This is a genomic window from Rhodopila globiformis (genome assembly GCF_002937115.1).
Lineage (GTDB): Bacteria > Pseudomonadota > Alphaproteobacteria > Acetobacterales > Acetobacteraceae > Rhodopila > Rhodopila globiformis.
Genome location: NZ_NHRY01000232.1, coordinates 39,126 through 59,021, shown reverse-complemented (window position 1 = coordinate 59,021; position 19,896 = coordinate 39,126). Strand labels below are relative to the sequence as shown.

22 protein-coding genes are annotated in these 19,896 nt (G+C 66.4%); 16 read left to right on the top strand and 6 right to left on the bottom strand.

All coding sequences use genetic code 11. From position 1 onward, the window contains the following. The first annotated feature begins 79 nt into the window (after nucleotides 1–79). The 5 genes from CCS01_RS22850 to CCS01_RS22830 all read left to right on the top strand — a co-directional run bounded on the left by CCS01_RS22850 (nucleotide 80) and on the right by CCS01_RS22830 (nucleotide 4,741). Nucleotides 80–895 (top strand): gamma-glutamyl-gamma-aminobutyrate hydrolase family protein, encoded by an 816-nt coding sequence (locus tag CCS01_RS22850; protein ID WP_104521084.1) that lies wholly within the window; start codon nucleotides 80–82, stop codon nucleotides 893–895. Between the two features lie 115 nt (nucleotides 896–1,010). Beyond that, complete coding sequence (locus tag CCS01_RS22845) at nucleotides 1,011–1,571, top strand: NifU family protein (protein WP_104521068.1); 561 nt, start codon at nucleotides 1,011–1,013, stop codon at nucleotides 1,569–1,571. Between the two features lie 165 nt (nucleotides 1,572–1,736). Then, on the top strand, nucleotides 1,737–2,324 hold the full coding sequence (locus CCS01_RS22840; protein ID WP_104521083.1) for a malonic semialdehyde reductase: 588 nt from the start codon (nucleotides 1,737–1,739) through the stop codon (nucleotides 2,322–2,324). A 1,303-nt stretch (nucleotides 2,325–3,627) separates the two neighbouring features. Further along, nucleotides 3,628–4,284, top strand: a complete 657-nt coding sequence (gene tsaB, locus CCS01_RS22835; protein ID WP_104521067.1) for a tRNA (adenosine(37)-N6)-threonylcarbamoyltransferase complex dimerization subunit type 1 TsaB — start codon at nucleotides 3,628–3,630, stop codon at nucleotides 4,282–4,284. Nucleotides 4,285–4,342: 58 nt separating this feature from the next. Further along, the gene (locus CCS01_RS22830) at nucleotides 4,343–4,741 is read left to right on the top strand and encodes a GNAT family N-acetyltransferase (protein WP_104521082.1); all 399 of its coding nucleotides are present in this window, start codon (nucleotides 4,343–4,345) and stop codon (nucleotides 4,739–4,741) included. A gap of 17 nt (nucleotides 4,742–4,758) precedes the next feature. Here the strand turns inward: CCS01_RS22830 and CCS01_RS22825 are convergent, their stop codons facing one another. Further along, complete coding sequence (locus CCS01_RS22825) at nucleotides 4,759–4,995, bottom strand: sulfurtransferase TusA family protein (protein ID WP_104521066.1); 237 nt, start codon at nucleotides 4,993–4,995, stop codon at nucleotides 4,759–4,761. Between the two features lie 102 nt (nucleotides 4,996–5,097). Here CCS01_RS22825 and CCS01_RS22820 point away from each other — a divergent pair, with 102 nt between their 5' ends. The 5 genes from CCS01_RS22820 to CCS01_RS22800 all read left to right on the top strand — a co-directional run bounded on the left by CCS01_RS22820 (nucleotide 5,098) and on the right by CCS01_RS22800 (nucleotide 9,283). Then, nucleotides 5,098–5,508, top strand: a complete 411-nt coding sequence (locus CCS01_RS22820; protein ID WP_104521065.1) for a MucR family transcriptional regulator — start codon at nucleotides 5,098–5,100, stop codon at nucleotides 5,506–5,508. A 256-nt stretch (nucleotides 5,509–5,764) separates the two neighbouring features. Further along, complete coding sequence (locus CCS01_RS22815) at nucleotides 5,765–6,280, top strand: Fur family transcriptional regulator (protein ID WP_104521064.1); 516 nt, start codon at nucleotides 5,765–5,767, stop codon at nucleotides 6,278–6,280. Beyond that, nucleotides 6,277–7,101, top strand: coding sequence for a GNAT family N-acetyltransferase (locus CCS01_RS22810; protein WP_104521063.1), 825 nt, complete (start codon nucleotides 6,277–6,279; stop codon nucleotides 7,099–7,101). Before CCS01_RS22815 ends, CCS01_RS22810 begins: the two co-directional genes overlap by 4 nt. An 11-nt stretch (nucleotides 7,102–7,112) precedes the next feature. Further along, entirely contained in the window at nucleotides 7,113–8,651 is a 1,539-nt protein-coding gene (gene lnt / locus CCS01_RS22805; RefSeq protein WP_104521062.1) for an apolipoprotein N-acyltransferase, read from the top strand. Nucleotides 8,652–8,824: 173 nt separating this feature from the next. Beyond that, the gene (locus tag CCS01_RS22800) at nucleotides 8,825–9,283 is read left to right on the top strand and encodes a helix-turn-helix domain-containing protein (protein ID WP_104521061.1); all 459 of its coding nucleotides are present in this window, start codon (nucleotides 8,825–8,827) and stop codon (nucleotides 9,281–9,283) included. 70 nt (nucleotides 9,284–9,353) lie between these two features. On the opposite strand, the gene CCS01_RS22795 is transcribed toward CCS01_RS22800, so the two are convergent. The 3 genes from CCS01_RS22795 to CCS01_RS22785 all read right to left on the bottom strand — a co-directional run bounded on the left by CCS01_RS22795 (nucleotide 9,354) and on the right by CCS01_RS22785 (nucleotide 11,500). Further along, complete coding sequence (locus tag CCS01_RS22795) at nucleotides 9,354–9,833, bottom strand: DUF2244 domain-containing protein (protein WP_158258552.1); 480 nt, start codon at nucleotides 9,831–9,833, stop codon at nucleotides 9,354–9,356. A 278-nt stretch (nucleotides 9,834–10,111) separates the two neighbouring features. Next, nucleotides 10,112–10,507: a hypothetical protein gene (locus CCS01_RS22790; RefSeq protein WP_158258551.1), complete on the bottom strand. Its 396-nt coding sequence runs from the start codon at nucleotides 10,505–10,507 to the stop codon at nucleotides 10,112–10,114. A gap of 558 nt (nucleotides 10,508–11,065) precedes the next feature. Then, entirely contained in the window at nucleotides 11,066–11,500 is a 435-nt protein-coding gene (locus tag CCS01_RS22785) for a PDZ domain-containing protein (protein ID WP_158258550.1), read from the bottom strand. 452 nt (nucleotides 11,501–11,952) lie between these two features. On the opposite strand from CCS01_RS22785, the gene guaB reads away from it, so the two are divergent. Next, complete coding sequence (gene guaB, locus CCS01_RS22780; protein ID WP_104521057.1) at nucleotides 11,953–13,473, top strand: IMP dehydrogenase; 1,521 nt, start codon at nucleotides 11,953–11,955, stop codon at nucleotides 13,471–13,473. Between the two features lie 174 nt (nucleotides 13,474–13,647). On the opposite strand, the gene CCS01_RS22775 is transcribed toward guaB, so the two are convergent. Further along, complete coding sequence (locus tag CCS01_RS22775; RefSeq protein WP_146101907.1) at nucleotides 13,648–14,034, bottom strand: type II toxin-antitoxin system RelE/ParE family toxin; 387 nt, start codon at nucleotides 14,032–14,034, stop codon at nucleotides 13,648–13,650. Between the two features lie 4 nt (nucleotides 14,035–14,038). Continuing rightward, nucleotides 14,039–14,293, bottom strand: a complete 255-nt coding sequence (locus CCS01_RS22770) for a ribbon-helix-helix domain-containing protein (RefSeq protein ID WP_104521055.1) — start codon at nucleotides 14,291–14,293, stop codon at nucleotides 14,039–14,041. A 471-nt stretch (nucleotides 14,294–14,764) separates the two neighbouring features. On the opposite strand from CCS01_RS22770, the gene ubiT reads away from it, so the two are divergent. The 5 genes from ubiT to CCS01_RS22745 all read left to right on the top strand — a co-directional run bounded on the left by ubiT (nucleotide 14,765) and on the right by CCS01_RS22745 (nucleotide 19,876). After that, nucleotides 14,765–15,436 carry a ubiquinone anaerobic biosynthesis accessory factor UbiT gene (ubiT, locus tag CCS01_RS22765; protein WP_104521054.1) on the top strand — a complete coding sequence of 224 codons (672 nt, stop codon included), beginning with the start codon at nucleotides 14,765–14,767 and terminating at the stop codon, nucleotides 15,434–15,436. Next, nucleotides 15,433–16,419 carry a ubiquinone anaerobic biosynthesis protein UbiU gene (gene ubiU, locus CCS01_RS22760; RefSeq protein WP_104521053.1) on the top strand — a complete coding sequence of 329 codons (987 nt, stop codon included), beginning with the start codon at nucleotides 15,433–15,435 and terminating at the stop codon, nucleotides 16,417–16,419. The genes ubiT and ubiU overlap by 4 nt, the downstream gene beginning before the upstream one ends. Beyond that, nucleotides 16,416–17,333 (top strand): ubiquinone anaerobic biosynthesis protein UbiV, encoded by a 918-nt coding sequence (gene ubiV / locus CCS01_RS22755; protein WP_104521052.1) that lies wholly within the window; start codon nucleotides 16,416–16,418, stop codon nucleotides 17,331–17,333. Before ubiU ends, ubiV begins: the two co-directional genes overlap by 4 nt. A 585-nt stretch (nucleotides 17,334–17,918) precedes the next feature. Next, nucleotides 17,919–19,292 carry a cytochrome C gene (locus tag CCS01_RS22750; protein WP_104521051.1) on the top strand — a complete coding sequence of 458 codons (1,374 nt, stop codon included), beginning with the start codon at nucleotides 17,919–17,921 and terminating at the stop codon, nucleotides 19,290–19,292. Between the two features lie 41 nt (nucleotides 19,293–19,333). Beyond that, nucleotides 19,334–19,876, top strand: coding sequence for a hypothetical protein (locus tag CCS01_RS22745; RefSeq protein WP_104521050.1), 543 nt, complete (start codon nucleotides 19,334–19,336; stop codon nucleotides 19,874–19,876). Nucleotides 19,877–19,896: the final 20 nt, after the last annotated feature.

The window sequence follows — 19,896 nt, the reverse complement described above, 5'->3', positions numbered from 1 at the left end:
CGCGCGCATGACAAACATGTGGCGGGAGCGTCGAATTGTCTTCTTTTCGCCGTGAATCTGGGAGATGATCCTTGCTGACATGAGGTCCCCGCGCGTCGTCAAGCCATTGATCGGCATCAGTTGCTGCACCAAGCAGTTCGGCGTCTTCGGCATGCCGAACCATGCGGCCTCCGACACCTACGTACGCGTCACCGACGAGGTTATCCGCGCCGTCCCGATCCTGCTGCCCGCCTGCGGCCCCACCGCCGACATCGAGACCCTGCTCGATCGCCTGGACGGCATCATCCTGACCGGCAGCCGCTCCAACGTGCAGCCCACGCTGTACGACGGCCCGCCGCACGCCGAGGGCACGCCGGAGGACCCGGCGCGCGACGGCTTCACCATGCCGCTGATCCGCGCCGCCGTTGCCCGCGGCGTGCCGCTGCTGGCGATCTGCCGCGGCTTCCAGGAGCTGAACGTCGCCCTGGGCGGCTCGCTGCACCAGCGGCTGCAGGACCTGCCCGACCGCATCGACCACTCGACGCCGATGCAGCCCGCGGCCGGCGTGCGCCAGGGCAAGGCGCATGCGGTGCGGCTGACGCCCGGCGGCTGGCTGCACCGCCTGGCCGGCACGGCGACGCTGGCGGTGAACTCGCTGCACAACCAGGGGGTCAACATGCTGGCGCCGGCCCTGGTCACCGAGGCCATCGCGCCGGACGGGACGATCGAGGCCGTGCGCGCCACCGCCAGCCAGGCCGGTTCGGCGACCGGGTTCGCCGTCGGCGTGCAATGGCACCCGGAGTATGACTGGCGCACCGACCCCGTCTCGCGCACCATCTTCGAGCACTTCGGCGCCGCCGTCAGAGCCTATGCCGAGGCTGCGCGGCTGGGCGGCGTTTCCATCGCGGCCGACTGAGTTTTCCGCGCCGGCTGCCTCTTGTCATATGTTGCGACTTGACCGATGTATCGCCGCAGAGTGGACCACCGAGGTCCGGATTAAACCGTATTTATAGCGAGGACCGCGCTTCCCCATGTTTATCGAAACCGAAGGCACCCCGAACCCCGCGACCCTGAAGTTCCTGCCTGGTCGTGAGGTCATGGGCCTGTCCACCGCCGATTTCGCCTCCGCCGGCACCGCCGCGCGCAGCCCGCTGGCAACCGCTTTGTTCGGCCTGCCGGGCGTGGCGCGGGTGTTCCTCGGCGGCGATTTCGTCACCGTCACCAAGACCGACGAATTCAGCTGGCACGCGCTGAAGCCGCAGGTGCTCGGCGTCATCATGGACCATTTCGTCGCCGGCCGGCCGGTGATCGAGGGCGACGAGGATGGCTTCAACGAGGAGGAGATCGATCCGGCGGATCGTGAGGTCGTCGAGCAGATCAAGGAACTGATCGACACCCGCGTGCGCCCGGCGGTGGCCGGCGACGGCGGCGACATCGTCTTCCGCGGCTTCCGCGACGGCATCGTACGGCTGCACATGCAGGGCGCCTGCTCCGGCTGCCCGTCCTCGACCGCGACGCTGAAGCACGGCATCGAGAACATGCTGCGCCACTATGTTCCGGAAGTCGTGGCGGTCGAACAGGTCGAGTTCTAGGGCGCTCCACCCGGGGCGGAAGCGCTCCGGGTCATGTTCCGCACGCCGTTTCACAGCCTGGGAACGCTGCGCGGGCCAGGTCCGCCGCGCCTGTCGTGGGCCGTCAGGTTGACGGACAGCAGCGCATCTTTCACGCTGCATCGCAACATTGCTCAGGAGTTGCCAATGACGATCGATGCCCCAGGCCTCGACCTGCTGTTCCGCGAGGCGCGCACGCACAACAAGTGGCAGGACAGGCCGATCTCGGACGAGACATTACATGAACTATACGATTTGATGAAATTCGGGCCAACCTCGGCCAACAGCTCGCCGGCGCGGTTCGTCTTCATCCGCACGAAGGAAGGCAAGGAAAAGCTGCGCCCGGCGCTGTCGTCGGGCAACACCGAGAAGACCATGGCGGCGCCGGTGACCGTGATCGTTGCCTATGATCCGAAGTTCTACGAGAAGCTGCCGAAGCTTTTTCCGCATAACGCGGACGCGGTCGGGTGGTTCACCAGCAATGATTCGCTGGCCGCGACCACGGCGTTCCGCAACGGCACCCTGCAGGGCGCCTACCTGATCGTCGCGGCGCGGGCGTTGGGGCTGGATGTTGGCGCGATGTCGGGCTTCGACAACGCCACGGTCGACGCGGCGTTCTTCCACAGCAACGGCTGGCGCTCGAACTTCCTGGTCAATCTCGGCTATGGTGATCCGTCGGGTGTGTTCAACCGCTCGCCGCGGCTGGCCTTTGAAGAGGCTGCCATCCTGGCATGACCCTGCCGTGGGGCGCGGGGCCAGTGGAAGCCATGGATGTCAGGACAAGACGGTGGGCGGAGAAGGATCTGGCGGAGCGATCCGTTGCACGTCCATCATGGCTTGGCTTGTCCGCATGGGCGGTAACTTCAGGGGGAACAGGGCATGGTCGTCACCCTATCGTCATGGCCTGGCGTGTCCCCATAGGCGCTAACTTTAGCGGCCGGGTGCGGCGAACCGTTCCGCCGTCATGGCGGACGCAGGGCCGCCATCCACGCCTTGCGGTGCCGATATCCGCGGATGGCGTGGATGGTGGGCCTTCGCCCACCATGACGTGGTGGCAACCGCCGCCTAAGTTAGCGCCTATGGGGACACGCCAGGCCATGACGGTGACGCAATGGACCCGGTCCTGTCCCTTTAAGCTTGCCCCTATATGGCTACCCGGAGCCTGTGCCCGGGGTCTTGTCGCGGGTAGCCGCCATGACGACAGGGCGGTTTGCCGCGCCCGGTCGCCTGGTAGCGGCCGCCGAAGAGCCCGCCCCCATTCCCTGCGCTCTTGCGACGGGGACAGTGTCGTCCCGGGCGGGTCATGGCAGCGGCGGAGCCTGGATTGGCGACCGCTTTCAACACGGAGAACGCGAAGGATCACCAAGCGCCACGAAGGGTGTGAACGAGTCAGCCAGCGATGCAACGCAGATCGTCCACCAGGTTCAAGACATAAACCGCTTCAAGCAGTCCCGCCGACGCTGCGCTGCGCTTTGATCGCCACCCCAGCGATGCTGTTCCTCCAATCCCGGGAAGCCAGCAAGGTCCGGTCTCCGTGGCACTTCGTGGTTCTCCGCTTTCTACCATGAAAATACGCTTCGGGACGCTTGTTCGCGAGGGTCATGGCCTGGCTTGTCCGGGCCACCTATTCAAGCACTTATGCCGCGACGGCTGGCGCGGAGGGCCTTCTGCCACATCCAGCGCCGTCGGCATTTCCGGCGCGCTGTACCAGGTTACAGCAGACCGCAGGTCGGTTGGGACGCACAGGTGGCCTGTCCTCATCGTCATGGCCCGGCTTGTCCGGGCCACCTATTCCAGCACGTCTGCCGCGACAGGTGGCCCGGACGAGTCGGGCCATGACGATGCGGGTGCGCCGTCGCCCTGTCCCAACCGACCTGCGGTCTGCTGTAGCGCCCGTGCGGCTTGTCCCGACCATGACGAGCGGGAGACGGCCTTGCCCCGCCGGACACCTTGTCCTGATCGTCACGGGCCTTCGCCCGGTATGACGAAACGGCAACAACCGCCGCTCCTTTAACCCCAGTGGGTATCCGTCCCCTCCATGCCTGTTCTCGCCCTTGATTCAGCCGTTTCCCGCTGTTCGGCGACCGTCGTTGCCGACGGCCAGGTCGTTGCCGGCCGGCAGCAGGACCTCGACCGCGGCCATGCCACGGTGCTGGCGGCGATGACGCAGGCCTGCCTGCGCGACGCCGGCATCACCGCGGCCGGGCTGGACCTGGTCGGGGTGACCGTCGGGCCCGGCAGCTTCACCGGCATCCGCGGCGGCATCGCCCTGGCGCAAGGCATCGGCCTCGCCGCCGGCTGCCCGGTGATCGGCGTGACGGTCAGGGAGGCATTGGCCGATTCGCTGCCCATCATCAGCGGCCGGACCCTGTGGTGCGCGATTCCCAGCCGGCGCGGCCGGGTCTTCCTGGATACCGGGGACGCGATCCTGTCGCTTGCGGTCACCGGCCTGCCGGACCCGCCCGGGCCGATTGCCGTCGCCGGCCCGGCGGCGGCCGAGGTCGCCGCGCGCCTCGCCGCCCGTGGCGCCGACGTGATGCTGACCGATGCGGCCCTGCCCACCGGCCGGCACGTCGCTTCCGTGGCCGAGCGCCGGTTCCGCGGCGCATTGCCGCCCCTGGCAGCGGAACCGCTGTATGTCGACGCGCCCGAAGCCAGGCTGCCGGGCGAGCGCCCACCCGCCACCAGATTGTAACGCCACGGTGACAGACGAAACCAAATTGTATCGCGCGACGCCGGCCCACGCCGAAATCATGGCGGCGATCCATGCGGCGGCCTTTCCGGCGCATGACGCCTGGAGCCAGGCTGTCTTCGGGCAGCAACTGGAACTGCCGGGCGTGTTTGGCCTTCTGCATGCCTCGGGCGGCCTGATTCTTGTACGTGTTGCCGCCGACGAAGGCGAAATTCTCACCCTCGGGGTGACTCCCGAGGCACGGCGCGGCGGCGTTGCCACGGCGTTACTGCGGAAATCGGCAATGATTGCCGCCGGCATGGGCGCCACGGCGGTTTTTCTTGAGGTATCGGTCGCCAATAGTGTCGCCCTGGCGCTCTATACCCGGATCGGCTTTGCCACGGTCGGACGCCGCCGGGATTATTATTCCGACCGTTCCGATGCGCTGGTGTTGCGGTTGGACACCGGAGAGCCAGGCTGAGGCTGCCGGCAGCCGCCCTACTTGCCGCGGCGTATCAGCAGCGTGCAGAGGCCGGCCGGATCGGTTTCCTGTGAAAGCACCTCGTGCCCCTGCTCGGCGGCGGTGCGCGGCACGTTGCGCATTGGTTCCTCGCCCTTCAGCCTGACCAGCAGGATCTCGCCCGGCGCCATCCGGTCCAGCGCCAGGCGCGTTCTGACAAAAGTCATAGGGCAGACGTCGCCGGTGATGTCGATCTCGCGGGTTACATCTTGCATAGGCGTCACGATTCCATTTTATTCTATTTGTCCAGTCGCTGTTGCGAAACGGCAGACCGGCTACTTATATGCATCCAGCATAGCGGCTAGAAAGGTTACACGATGGCTGAAGAGCCAAACGACTCCAATTTGCTCGGGCTGACCGCCCGCATCGTCGCGGCGCACGTGGCCAACAACCCGGTCGAGTACCGCGCCCTGCCGGTTCTGATCCGCGATATTTATACGACATTGTCCCATATCGGCGAATCGCCGGCGGAACCGGCCGAGAAGCCGCAGCCGGCCGTGCCGATCCGCAAGTCGGTATTTCCCGATTATATTATCTGCCTGGAAGACGGACAGAAGCTGAAGATGCTGAAGCGCCACCTGGCGTCGGCCTACGGCATGACGCCTGACCAGTACCGGCAGAAGTGGGGCCTCGACGCCAACTACCCGATGGTAGCCCCCAGCTACGCCGAGAAGCGCTCCTCCCTCGCCAAGGAAATCGGCCTTGGCACGCGCAGGTCGGAGGACTGATCCCCGTCCGGCTGACCGCTGGCCTCGCCTGCCCGCGACCCCGGTCCGGGCAGCGGCCAATGGCAGCAACCAATGGCACCGCTCCCGGGGCAGCCGCGGTCCGTGAACTATTTGTGTCACAAGGCGAAACCTGGCTGTTTCGCCTTGGACATGGCAGTATCCCGCGAACGCCGGGCTTCCCTGCCCCTACCCGGACATTGTATGCGAACGCCTCGGGCGCCGTCGGCGACGGCGGTGCGGGTGGGCAAGGAGCCGTATGGAATCGCGCATCGAGCGCCTGTGCGTCGAACGGGGCCTGAAGATGACCGGCCAGCGCCGGGTTGTCGCACGTGTCCTGTCCGAGGCCGAGGACCATCCCGATGTCGAGGAACTCTATCGCCGCGCCTCGGCGCTCGACCAGCACATCTCGATCGCCACGGTCTACCGCACCGTGCGGCTGTTCGAGGAGCACGGCATCCTGGAGCGCCGGGATTTCGGCGGCGGCCGCGCCCGCTATGAGCCGACGGAACCCGGGCCGCACTACCACCTGATCGACATCGCCACCGGCAAGGTCATCGAATTCCAGGACCCGGCGCATGAGCAGCTGATGCACGCCGTCGCCGCGCGCCTCGGGTTCGACCTTGTTTCCCTCCGGCTTGAACTGTTTGGCCGGCGTCGCGACGGATCCGCGCCGCCGCCGGATCGCGACCCGCCGCCCGAGCCGCTCTCCGATTCGCCCGAAGCTGGCCGCGACCTGCGGCTGCGCGATCCGACCAAAGGAGCCAGCCGATGATATCGCATGACGGGTGTGACCTTCTGGCCGAGGCGGCAAGGCCGTTCCCGGAGCTGAGAAGCGGAAATCTGGGCGTGCGCCTGGCGGCCGACGCCGCCGAGATCGAGGCCATCCAGGCGTTGCGCTACCGCGTCTTCTACCAGGAGATGGGCGCCCACGCGGACGAAACGACCATCGCCACAGAGCGTGACTGTGATATTTACGACACGGTGGCGGACCATTTGCTGGTGATCGACCACACGCTCGGCGAGGGACCGGACGGTGTCGTCGGCACCTACCGGCTGATCCAGCGGGATGGCGCGCGGCAGATCGGGCGGTTCTACTCGGCGGGCGAGTACGACATCTCGGTGATCGAAGCCACTCCCGGGCGCATCCTGGAACTGGGCCGGTCCTGCGTGGATCTCGACTACCGCAGCCGCGCGGTGATGCAGTTGCTGTGGCGCGGGATCGCCGCCTATGTCTTCCAGCATGGCATCGACCTGATGTTCGGCTGCGCCAGCCTGCCCGGCACCGACCCGGATGCGCTGGCGATGGAGCTGACCTACCTGCACTGCAACCACCTCGCGCCGCCGGCGATCCGGCCGCGGGCGTTGCCGCACCGCTATGTCGAGATGCGCCGGCTGGCGCAGGATGACATCGATTCGCGCGCCGCGCTGAACAAGCTGCCGCCCCTGATCAAGGGCTATCTGCGGCTGGGCGGCTTCATCGGCGACGGCGCGGTGATCGACTCCGATTTCAACACCACCGACGTCGCGGTGGTGGTGCAGACCGACCTGGTGACCGACAAATACTACAAGCACTACGAACGCGAAGCCCGCTGATCCACGCGGTCATGCCGGGTTCCCTGACTGACCGGCTGGCCAGCCTGCGCGGCTGGCGAGCCGATGGGGCCGCTTGCCTGGCCGGCGCGCTGTCGGCCCTGGCGCTGCCGCCGATCCATGTGGTGCCGGTGCTGCTGGCCACGGTGCCGACGCTGCTGTGCCTGATCCGCGGCGCCCGCGGTCCGCTGGTGGCGGCGCGGCGCGGCTGGTGGTTCGGCTTCGGCCTGTATCTCATTGGCCTGTACTGGATCACCGAGGCGATCCTGTTCGAGGCCGCGCGCTTTTGGTGGCTGGTGCCGATCGCGGTGCCCGGCCTTGCCGCCGTCCTGGCGGCGTTCATCGTCGTCCCCGCGGCGCTGGCCCGCTATGCCCGGCCCGGCTGGCCCGCCGCCGTGGTGCTGGCCGGCGGCTGGGTGCTGGCCGACCTCGCCCGGCAGTTCGTCGCGACCGGCTTCCCCTGGAATCCGCTGGGCAGTGTCTGGGAACTGCCCGGCTATCCCGGTGACGTCATGATCCAGGCCGCCTCGCTGGTGGGTGTGCACGGGCTGACCCTGGCGACCATCCTGCTGGCCGCGGCGCCGCTGTACGGCTGGATCGGCCGGGCTGGCGCGCTGCTGGCGCTGCTGCTGTGGTGTGGCTTCGGAGTCGCGCGGCTGCAACAGCCTCTGCCCAAAGCGCCGGACCTGACGGTGATGCTGATCCAGGGCGACGTCCCGCAGGGGCAGAAGTGGGACAGCGCCCTGATGGTGTCGATCTTCCGCCGCTACCTCGACCTGACGCACCAGGCGGTGGCGCGGGCGGACGGCCATCCCGTCGTGGTCGTCTGGCCGGAGACCGCCAGCCCGGCGCAGCTGCAGACCGACGACCGGGCGCGGCAACTGATTTCCGAGGCCGCCGACGGCGCGCCGGTGCTGGCCGGCTCGGTCCGCTTCGACCAGGACGACCGCCCGCGCAACAGCCTGTTCGCCATCGGCGCCGGCGGTGTGATCGAGGGCATCTACGACAAGTGGCACCTGGTGCCGTTCGGCGAATACCAGCCGGACTGGCTGCCGATCGGCATTCAGGTGGTGCCCGGGGGCGGATTCGCGCGCGGGCCCGGGCCACGGACGTTGCACATTCCGGGGTTGCCGCCGGTGGGGGTGCTGATCTGCTACGAGGCGATCTTCCCCAGCCAGGTGATCGACCCGGCCGATCGGCCGGACTGGATGGTCAACGTGACGAATGACGCGTGGTTCGGCAATTCCACCGGTCCGCGGCAGCACCTGGCGGCGGCGCGGCTGCGTGCGGTCGAGGAAGGATTGCCGTTGCTAAGGGCGGCCAACACCGGCATATCCGCGGCATTCGACTCCAGAGGCCATGAACTGGCGCGGCTGGGGATGCAGCAGATGGGAATACTCCCGGTGCGCCTGCCGGGGGCACTGCCGCCGCCGCTTTATGCCAGGGCCGGTTTGTGGTTGCCGTTTGGAGCCGGTATACTGGCTGTGATTGCCGGCTTTCTGGCAGGCAAAACCCGGCGGCACATCAAATCCGGAAGCATTCGCAGGAAATGAGACGTAGCCAGCCTCATCACGTCGAATTTTCTGCGACTTGACAATTTTGGGTTGCAAGGATAGAGAGTTATCCATAGTTTCGTCGCCGGTTCTTCATGCAAAGGGTGTATGGCGAACCTGGCGTTTCAACGGTATGACTGTGACACTGTCTGTTTAGAAAGAGGACGAATAGCATGGCAGGGGCCGAACAGGTCATGGGCAATGACAGGGAAGGTCGCCCAAGCCCCATCGACGTGCATGTCGGATCGCGTATTCGTCTGCGCCGTACTTTGTTGGGTATGTCCCAGGAGCGACTGGGCGAGTCTCTCGGCCTGACCTTCCAGCAGGTCCAGAAATATGAGCGTGGGGTGAATCGCGTCGGCGCTTCCCGCCTGTTCGACCTGTCGCGCGTGCTGGATGTGCCGATCAGCTTTTTCTTCGATGACATGCCGGACAGTCTGGCGGCCAATTTCGGCGGCCTGCCCAGCCGCCGATCGGCTGGCGGGGCGGATCAGTCCGATTCATTCGCCGACGACACGCTGAGCCGGCGGGAGACGCTGGAGCTGGTGCGGGCCTATTACCGCATCACCGACCCGTCGGTCCGCAAGCGCGTGTTCGATCTCATCAAGTCGATGGGCCCGGCCGATCCCTGAGACGCTGAACCCTGAGACAAGGCAGACAACGCCGTGCCGGACTATCAGGCACGGCGAACAAATATGCCGGTCACAAGCCCCGCAGTTGCGGATTGTCGAAAACGGGATGCCGGATATCATGCACGGCGCGTTGCAAGGCCTTGCACAGCGACGCCTTTTCCGGCTCGTGCAGGAATCCGCCGATTTCGCGGCCTTGTCCGTGCGTGGTCAGAACGACGCGTGAGGCGCCCCGGTTCTCCTCCAGATTGATCTGCAGCCACGCGGTCGGCAGCGAGAAGCCTGTCTGGCGCCCGGCCGGGTCGGTCCGGGTGACGGTGATCTGCCGCGGGTCGAGCAGGATCAGTTCGCTTGCTCTGGTTTGACGCAGATTGATCGCCAGCAGAACGCCGAGCAGCGGAAGCTCCAGCAGACTGAACAGCATCACCGGCCAAGCCCCCAGAAGCAGGAACCGCATTCCGACCCCCAGGCTGAGAACGACGATCGCCACGGCCATCCAGATGACACCACGGCGAGTCGTGCTGCGATAGGGAACAATCAGCGCCTCGAACACCGGCGAGGTGGAGAAAGGTGCATGGGACGATATCTGGCGAGACGGCATGATGTCACCCTATCACACCGGCCTGAGGCAGCCAGAGCCCCGCGGGTTGCGCCAATCGCCTGGTTCTGAGGCCGGTTGGCGGCGTCAAGGCCGTGGCCCGCCTGTTCCCGGCATGCACTGGAAACATCATCCTGAAGCAGGCCCGCTGTGAGCATACCGGCTTCAGCTGATGCTCCACGCCCCGTCACGCCGGCCTGGGGCCGCTCGGTGGTCTCCGGCCGGCCGTGGCTCTAGGGGACCATGCCCTTGTCGCCGACGCCAAACCCACCGGCGGCATTGGCCAGACGCTGCAGGTCGGTGCGGGATACCACCAGGTTGGCATGGGTGCCGCAGGCACTGGTCAGCTTCGATGTCTCGGCGCCGGCCCAGTGGATGCGGTATTGCAGCACCGGCTCGGTCTGCCGGGCTTCGACCACCAGGCTGCCGCCGTCGGTCGCCATGATATTCGGGTCAAGCGTGCAGTCGCCCACCGGCGCGCCCGCCGGCGACACCACCGTCGCCCGGATGCTCGTCTGCCACAGGTCGGTGTCCTGCGAGCCGGGCTTGAACACCACCATGTCACCGATTTTCGGGCGGAACTCGTCGAGTTGCAGCACCAGGAACGTGCTCAGGCAGCCAGTCACCATGATGGCCATCGCGGCCAGAACCGGCATCCATGCCGCGAAGGAAGTCCCTTGGGAGGACGGGTGGCGGCCCGGTTCGTGCTGATCCGTTTGTCTCATCGCTCTGCGCCTTCAGTCGCGGCGCAGGTTCTGCGCCACGGCACAGCATATTGTGCAGCGCAACATCAAAGCAAGAAAAGAGTTAGCCATTTGTACCGATCCTGTGGAAACCGTGCCATGCATACACAGGCACGAGATTTCATATTCGCGACAACCACAGGCTGTGTGGCCTCCGTCATGGTTTCATTGCAAGAAAGGCCAGCCATTGGGATGCATTTTCTGCTGCCCGGAGGCGGCCCCACCCGGCAGTCGCATTCAGGGCCGGCCACGGCAATGCGCCGGTTCACAGCCGAAAGCGACGGAGACGGATGCCAGCCGCTGTCATGCACCCCAACGTCGGCCACCCATCACGGGACGAGGGCCGGCCGCCAGATTCTGCGCTGCAGGCTCGCCTTGTGCTGGCAAGGCATGGGCCGGGCCACGGTCGAAGGGTCGCGGACAGCGCCTCGGCCGCTTCGCTGGCTACCCGGCGCGCTCGACGGCCACGGTGATCCGCCGCGCCTGCTCCGGCCCGCGTCCCGCCGGCATGATATCGACGACGACCCGGCTGCCGGGTGGGCGCGATCCGATATAGGCCGCGAAGACGGCCAGGCTCGGGAAGACCTGGCCGTCGACGGCGACGATCTGGTCGCCGACCTTGAAGCCGGCCCGGGCGCCGGGCGAGTTGCGCCGTATGTGGGTCACCTGGATGATGTCGAAGGTCAGGCCGCTGTCAACGATCCGCTCCTGCCGCCGGACGTTCAGGCCGATAGTGCCCCGGCGAGACGGCAGCGCCGCCGCCTCCCGCGGGGACAGCAGCCGGTAGCCCATCGCATTGTCGGCAAAAGCGGCATGCGGCGCCGCCGGCGCCGTCAGCAGCACGGCGAAACCCAGCGCCATCAGCCTGTGCCTGGTCATCGTATCGTCTTTCCGTTGCGCATGGTGGCCATCACGCCTGCTCGGCACCGTCGTTGAGACACCGTCCGCCGCGGCGCCGTGCCGCCCACCCTGCGCGGCAAAAGCCAATCGGCTTGCGGCTGACCCGGCAGTCGCATCGTGTTGCCCTTCCCGGTCGTTGCACGTTGTTACCAAGCTCATCCTCTAACCACCGGTTGGCGGCTCCGGTTCCGTTCAACATGGCGGCAGCGCACCGGCAGGCGTGGCACGGACACGGCCTGAGTGGACAAGCTGTCGGCGCCGGCTCCCATGCCCCCGGCGCGAGCGGTGCGGCGCTCTTGCCAGCCGCTTTCCCCACAGGCGCGCGCGTGAACGTCCTATGAAACAGGCGCCGTCACACAGCGGACGCTTGCAGTCTCCTGGCCAGCCGCCTATGTGGGGGCGCCAAGGTAGCGGAAAGGTTCACACCGCCCATGGATCTCGACATTCCCCCCCAGCCCGTCTCGACACCGCCCGCGCCGCGCGTCACACCGGCCCGCGTCGAGGAGGCGCTGGCGTTCGACGACGTGCTGGTCGTCCCCGCCTATTCCCAGGTGCTGCCGTCGCAGACCAGCACCGTGACGCGGGTGACGCGCGCGATCCCGTTGAACATTCCGCTGATCTCCGCCGCCATGGACACCGTCACCGAATCCGAGATGGCCATCGCCATGGCCCAGCTCGGCGGCATGGGCGTGATCCACAAGAACATGACGGCCGAGGAACAGGCCGCGCAGGTCCGCCGGGTCAAGAAGTATGAATCCGGCATGGTCGTGAACCCGCTGACCATCCATCCCGACCAGACCCTGGCCGACGTCAAGACCCTGATGTACAGCCACCGCATCAGCGGCATCCCGGTGGTCGAGCGCGACACCAACCGCCTGGTCGGCATCATCACCAACCGCGACGTCCGCTTCGCCACCGAGCCCAGCCTCAAAGTCTATGAGCTGATGACGCGGGAGAACCTGGTGACGGTAACCGCGACTGTCAGCTACGACGAGGCGCGGCAGTTGCTGCATCGGCACCGCATCGAGAAGCTGATCGTCGTGGACGACGCCTATCGCTGCGTCGGGCTGATCACCGTCAAGGACATGGACAAGGCCGAGTCGCACCCGCTGGCCAACAAGGACGAGCTCGGCCGCCTGCGCGTCGCCGCCGCCACCGGCGTGGGTCCGGATGGCGAGGAACGCGCCCGGGCATTGATTGCCGCCGGGGTGGACGCCGTCGTCGTCGATACCGCACATGGCCATTCCGTCGGCGTGCTGCGCGCGGTGGAGGCGATCAAGAAGGCCTCCAACGCGGTCCAGGTGATCGGTGGCAATGTTGCCACGCCCGAAGGCGCCCTGGCGCTGATCGCCGCCGGCGTGGATGCGGTGAAGATCGGCATTGGCCCGGGCAGCATCTGCACCACCCGCATCGTCGCCGGCGTCGGCGTGCCGCAGTTCACCGCGGTGATGGAAACCGCCGCCGCCTGCAAGGAGCATGGGGTTCCGGCCATCGCCGATGGCGGCATGCGCACCAGCGGCGACGTGGTCAAGGCCATCGCGGCCGGCGCCGACTGCTGTATGATTGGAAGTTTGCTTGCCGGCACCGACGAAGCGCCGGGCGAGGTTTTCCTTTACCAGGGGCGGTCGTACAAGTCCTATCGCGGCATGGGCAGCCTGGGAGCGATGGCGCGCGGCTCGGCGGACCGGTATTTCCAGCAGGACATCAAGGACCAGCTCAAGCTGGTGCCGGAGGGGGTCGAGGGGCGCGTCGGCTACAAGGGTCCGGTCGGCAACGTGGTGCACCAGCTTGTCGGTGGCCTGAAAGCCGGCATGGGCTACACCGGCAGCGCGGACATTGCAGGGTTGCAAACGAACACCCGGTTCCGCCGTGTCACCAGTGCGGGCGTGCGGGAGAGCCACGTGCATGACGTGGCGATCGACCGCGAGGCGCCGAACTACCGGCAGGATTAGGGCGGCGCATACCCTTCCCCCGTGTCATGGCCGTGCTTGTCGCGGCCATCCACGACGCGCGGCCTCGCCAGCGGCAAGTGTGCCAATCACGACCGGCAGGCTGCCAGGGCAGGCTTGATATGGCCCGATGGCCGCTGATGCGCGCCGCAAGCCGATAGTGGAGCCTGTCGACGATCAGTCCGGTGACCTGTTTGCAGCGCGTTGCGCAGCGGGGACATCAACGAGACGTTCCGCGATTTGACGCCTGTGGTCCTGGCCGCCGAAAAAGATGGCAAGAACAGTGACCTGGGCGAGCCGCTCATCGATTTCGAAATAGTAGACAAAGTTTTTGTCCGTCACATGGCGGATGCCTCCCCGTAGCTCGGGATGCACCGTTCCCCGGTGGGGATGGGTGGCTAACGTCTGCAGGTAGTCAAACGCCTCGCGGATGCGCGCGGCGGCCCGCTCCGTCGCGGCGGCGCGTTGGTCTCCGAAGTCCTGATAGGCCTGTACCAAATGCTTCCGGATGATGGAGACGTCGCGAGCGACGGAAGCCGCTCGACAAACGGCATAACGGCGCACGACGCTAGCCTTCGCGGTCCACCGCCGCGAGAAACTCTTCCACAGTCGCTTCCAAGGGCACGATCGATCCGGCTCGTCGCCGATCGATCAGCGTCTGCAAGGCCTGGAGTTCGGCCTCATGTGTCTCATTTTCGCGTCGCAGCACCTCCAATCCGCGTTGTAGAACCGCACTGACGCTCGGATAGCGGCCCCTCTCAACCAAGGCGCGGGCGTAAGCATCCTGCTCGTCAGTCAGCGAAATCGAGGTCTTGACAGTCATTGCCACCTCCCGGCGCGGTTATACTACCAAGTGGTACCATCGGCAATTCCTCATCAAGTCTCGCCTGGGGCTGCGCCGCTGCCGTCCTTCCGCCGTGGCGTGCCCGGATGGTCAGAGACCCGGCGTTCGATCAGCCATGGACGATTTCAGGGCGACCGGCCTTGATGGGCGCAGGGATGTGTCGGTTGGCAAGAGACCACCCGGTGTGCAGCGATTCTGTCCTTCTCGTGCGCCTGCCAATTCCGCCTCGCTGGGGACAAACCTGGTCATGACACGAGGGGCGCGGCCTGCCGTGAAACCCGCCGCAGCGGCCGCATCAGGCACAGCAGCCCGTTCGCCTCGCCGCCTCTGTCGCGCCGCCCGGATCTGTTCCGCTACCAAACCTTACGATTGACGGTTGATCCAGATCAATGTCCAAGCGGCCGCGCCCGTCACCATGGCGGCTGCTCGATCGATCTGGACCGAACCCTTATGCACGACTCTCATCCACTGGCGTCCGCCGCCCTGTCCATGGTGCCCAGCCCGGTGCTGGCGCGCATGGTGGCGCTGCTGACGCGCATCATGCGCCGGCGGCATCCGCACCTCGTCGAGAATTTCGGCCGCCTCGACCATGGCATTATCCACATTGAGCCGACTGACCTGCCGCACCGCTTCGAAATCGAGTACGGCGCCGGACAGATGGACGTCCGCCTCCTGACCGAGGACGACCCGCCGCCCCCGGACGCGCGGATCCGCGGCAGCCTGGCGGCGCTGATCGCCCTGCTGGAAGGCCGCATCGACAGCGACGCCCTGTTCTTCACCCGCGACATCGAGATCACCGGCTCCACCGAGGTCAGCGTCGCCGTGCGCAACACGCTCGACCGCGAGGAAATCGTCATGCGTGACGAGATCGCCGCCCTGTTCGGCCCGTTCGAGCGGCCGGCGCGGCGCATCGGCCGGCGGCTCGACCGCGTCATCGGCCTGGCGCGCACGCAGGTCGCCACGCTGCACGCCAAGCTGCACGAGGCCAACGTGCCGTCGCGCGACCTCGCCGCCGAATGCGATGAACTGCGCGCCGAGGTGAAAGCGCTGAAGACACGCCTCGCCAAAATGGATGTCAGGCAGATGCGGACGGCAGGAAACGCCGCGACAGGAGCCCCATGAGTCTTGAACTGGTTTGCCCCGCCGGCACCCCGGCGGCGTTGCGCGCGGCGATCGATGCCGGTGCCGACACGGTGTACTGCGGCTTCCGCGACTGCACCAATGCCCGCAACTATCCCGGCCTGAATTTCGACGTCCGGGAAATGGCCGAGGGCGTCGAGTACGCCCACCGCCATGGCCGCAAGGTCCTGGCCGCGGTCAACACCTTCCCGCGCGCCGGTGATCCCGCCCCCTGGCACGCCGCGATCGACAATGCCGCTGCCGCCGGCATCGATGCGGTGATCCTGGCCGATCTCGGCGTGCTGGATTATGCCCAGCGCAGGCATCCCGAGCTGCGGCGACACCTGTCGGTGCAGGCCTCGGCGTCGAACGAGCTGTCGATCGCCTTCTACCGCGACCGCTTCGACATCAAGCGCGTGGTGCTGCCGCGCGTGCTGTCGGTCGAGCAGGTCGCCGCCCTGGTCCGGCGCATCGGCATCGAGACCGAGGTGTTCGCGTTCGGCTCCGTCGGCCCGATGTCGGAAGGCCGCTGCTTCCTGTCCTCCTACATCACCGGCCTGTCGCCGACGACGGAAGGCGCCTGCGCGCCGGCCAGCCACGTGTCGTACCGCGACGACGGCGCCTCCACGCTGTCGCGCCTCGGCGACGTAACGCTGAACCGCTTCCGCCAGGGCGAGCCGGCGGCGTATCCGACCCCGTGCAAGGGCCGCTACGTCACGCATGGCCGTGCCACCTACCTGTTCGAGGAGCCAGTGGCGCTGAACGCAATCGACATCCTGGGCGACCTGAAGGCGGCCGGCGTGACCGCGCTGAAGATCGAAGGCCGGCAGCGCAGCCGCGCCTATGTCACCGAGGTCGTCAGCAGCTTCCGCAAGGCGATCGACGCGCTGGAGCGTGGCTCCAACGAGGCGGTGGCCAACAAGCTGGCCTCGGTCGCCGAAGGCCAGCGCGAAACCACAGGCGCCTACAGGAAGGGCTGGCGATGACGTCTCTTTCCCAGGCCAAGCTGACGCTTGGCCCGCTGCTGTTCCACTGGACGCCGGCGAAGCGCCGCGACTTCTATTTCCGCATCGCCGACGAGGCGGCGGTCGATTGCGTCTACCTGGGCGAGGTCGTGTGCTCCAAGCGCGAGTCGTTCTTCGCGCCGCATATGCAGGAAGTCGTCCATCGCCTGGTTGCCGCCGGCAAGCAGGTGGTGCGCTCCACCCTGGCGCTGATGACTCTGGACCGCGAGGTCGACGAGGCCCGCGCGCTGGCCGAAAGCGGCGCGCTGGTCGAGGCGAACGACGTCGCCTGCCTGCAGCAGGTCGCCGGCCGGCCGCACGTCATCGGCCCGTACATCAACGTGTTCAACGAGGGCGCGCAGGACGTGGTGATCCGCGACGGCGCCACCCGCATCGTGCTGCCGGTGGAAGCCAACGCCGACACGGTGCGCGTGCTGGCCGGCCGCTCGACGGTGGAGACCGAACTGATGGTGTTCGGCCGCCAGCCTCTGTCGGTGGCGATGCGCTGCTACCACGCCCGCTCGCACGACCTGACCAAGGACACCTGCCAGTTCGTCTGCGGCCAGGACCCGGACGGCCTGGCGGCGGACACGATCGACGGCGTCGGGGTGCTGACCATCAACGGCACGCAGACCCTGTCGAACGGCTATCTGGTGCTGCTGCAGGAACTGGCGGCGCTGCGCCGGATGGGCGTGACGCATTTCCGCCTGTCGCCGCAGGACGTGGACATGGTGGCCGTGGCCCGGACCTATCGTGCCGTGCTCGACGGCACCGTCAGCCTGCATGAAGCGGCCGAGGAACTGCGCGGGCTGACCGGCGAGGTTCCCTGGCAGAATGGTTTCCTGCACGGGCGCGAAGGCCTCGCCTGGGTGGAGCGCGAATTGACGCCGGCGTAACTTTTTGTTACGATTCCGGTATAGTCTGTCCCGGTACGGTCCCGTACCGTACCGGGAAATGGCGTGACCAGGAAATGGCGTGATCGTTTCATCGAAAGTTGCGAACAGTCAGGCTGGACCAGGCGGTATTCAGCGCTGCGTTTGCATCCGGCCGCTCATGCCAGCCTGCTTGCCGCTGGGCCGCTTTCGTTCCGCACGGCTGCTGGTATCGCATTGATTTCGCGCACGATCGCCCCGCCAGCACCGCGCCCGTACCAATCGGCTCTGCCGGCTACTGGCATCAATCACAAGTGGGTGACGGAAACGCCGTGGCGGACTGGCCTGGTGACGCGCCCGGCATGGGCCTGCGCCGCCATCTTACTGATATCGCAAAAAATTTGCCTTTCAGCGGCACGGATGCATTGGCCGCCAGCAAGCTTTCGTAGGTAATAATTTAATCCGAAGCAAACGGCCTGATGGATACAGTCCTTTGCGACACTGTTGTTTCAAGAGCAACGACCAGTATGGATCAGATACATTCGATCTGCCGGGTCCGGCCTCATGAATCAATCAAAGAAGGTTCGTGAAGACAAAGGGGGCGTGTCCATGGCCAGGCGGATTCGGTTCGTATTGTGGCTGCTGCTGCCGCTTGCCGGCGTGGCGCTGGCGACCAGACCGGCCGAGGCGATTCCAGCCTTTGCCGCGCAGACCGGACAGGCCTGCACCGACTGCCACGTCGGCGGCTTTGGACCGGAGCTCACGCCACTCGGCCGCGCCTTCAAGATCGGCGGCTACACGCAGCGCGGCGGCGAAGGCTGGGCCTCGTACGTGCCGCTGTCGCTCATGATCCAGACCTCGTTCACCAACACGGCCAGCGACCAGAATCCGCCACCGCAACATTATGCGCCGAACAACAACTTCTCGCTCGACCAGATCAGCGGCTTCATCGGCGGCGGCATCGGCGAGCATACCGGCGGGTTGATGCAGTTCACCTGGACCGACGTGGACAACACGGCGCACGTCGATAACATGGATCTGCGGCCCTACACCACCACCTTCAATCTCGGCGGCAAGGAACTGCGCATCGGCACGACGCTGAACAACGCGCCGACGGTGCAGGACCCGTACAACTCGACCTTCGTCTGGGGATTTCCGTTCATCGCCTCGGCCATCGCGCCGACGCCGGTCGGCAATCCGATCCTGGCCGGCGGCTTTACCGGCAATGCCATCGGCTATACCATCTATGCCTGGTGGAATAACGCACTGTACCTGGAAGGCGGTGCCTACAGTACATTCAGCCCCTGGCTTCTCGCACGCTTCGGCAACGATTACGGCATTGGCAGCACCACCAGCCCGGCGCCATATCTGCGCGCGGCGTATGAATGGCAATGGGGCGAGAGCGCCGCGTGGATCGGCACGATCTTCATGCATGCGGATGTCGATCCGCCGACCGGCATCCCGTACCAGACCACGGGCGCCCTGGGCACCGACCACTATACCGATTACGCCTTCGATGCCGGCTACCAGTTGCTGAACCATGGGCCGCACAGCGTCACCGTGCAGGGCATTTTCACCCATGAGAACCAGAACCTGAAAGGCACGGCCGGCCTGACCGGGGTTGCTTCGACGGGGGCCAACCTCAACCAGTTCCGGGCGAACGTGTCCTACTGGTATAAGAACACCTACGGCTTCACAGTCGGCTGGCAGAAGACCTGGGGCCCGGCAAACGCCGCCCTGTACGCAGTCGCGGGGGTGCCCAGTGCCAACGACAAGCCGGACAATAATGCTGTCATTATCGAAGCCGATTGGGTACCGTTCGGTAAGGACAGCTCGTTGTGGGCGCCGTTCATGAACCTCAAGCTTGGCGTCCAGTACACGGCCTATACCCAGTTCAACGGCGGCACGTCGAACTACGACGGCCTCGGGACCAGGGCCAACGACAACAACACCCTGCTGCTGTTCGCCTGGTTGATCTTCTGAGCGGCCGGCAGCACGGCAACTTTGAACCAGGAGAGAAAACGATGCTTTCGAAATCGTCGCGCATGTGGCTGGTGGCGGCAGCCGCCGCCTGGATCGTGCCATCGCAGCCGATCATGGCGCAGCAGCCCGAGCAGCACCTGATCCCGCAATCGCAGATCATCGAGCACAAGGAAACCCTGGAGCAGCTCACCGCGCTGACGCATCACCCGGGCGAGGTCGGGGAAGCCGCCAGCCGGTTGCTGGTCATGATGAAGCGGCACATGGCGCGCGAGGAGGCATTCATCCAGCCGCCGCTGACGTTGCTGCCCGAGGTGGCCGCCGGCAAGGTGACGCCGGACATGGCCTGGGCGCTGCCGATGATCAAGCGCACCCAGGCGGAGCATGAACAGATCTTCATCGAGCACACCGAGATCACCGACGGGCTGAACGAACTCGCCACCGCCGCGGAAAAGGCCGGTGACAAGAATGCCCAGGCGTTCGCCGAATCCGCCGCTGCCGACTCGCTGACCGACTTCGAGATCCTGATCCCCACGTTGACGCTTCTCGGCAACGCGCTGGAAGCCAAGCTGCCGGCCGCCCATTGAGCGCGTGCTGCGAAGGAGAG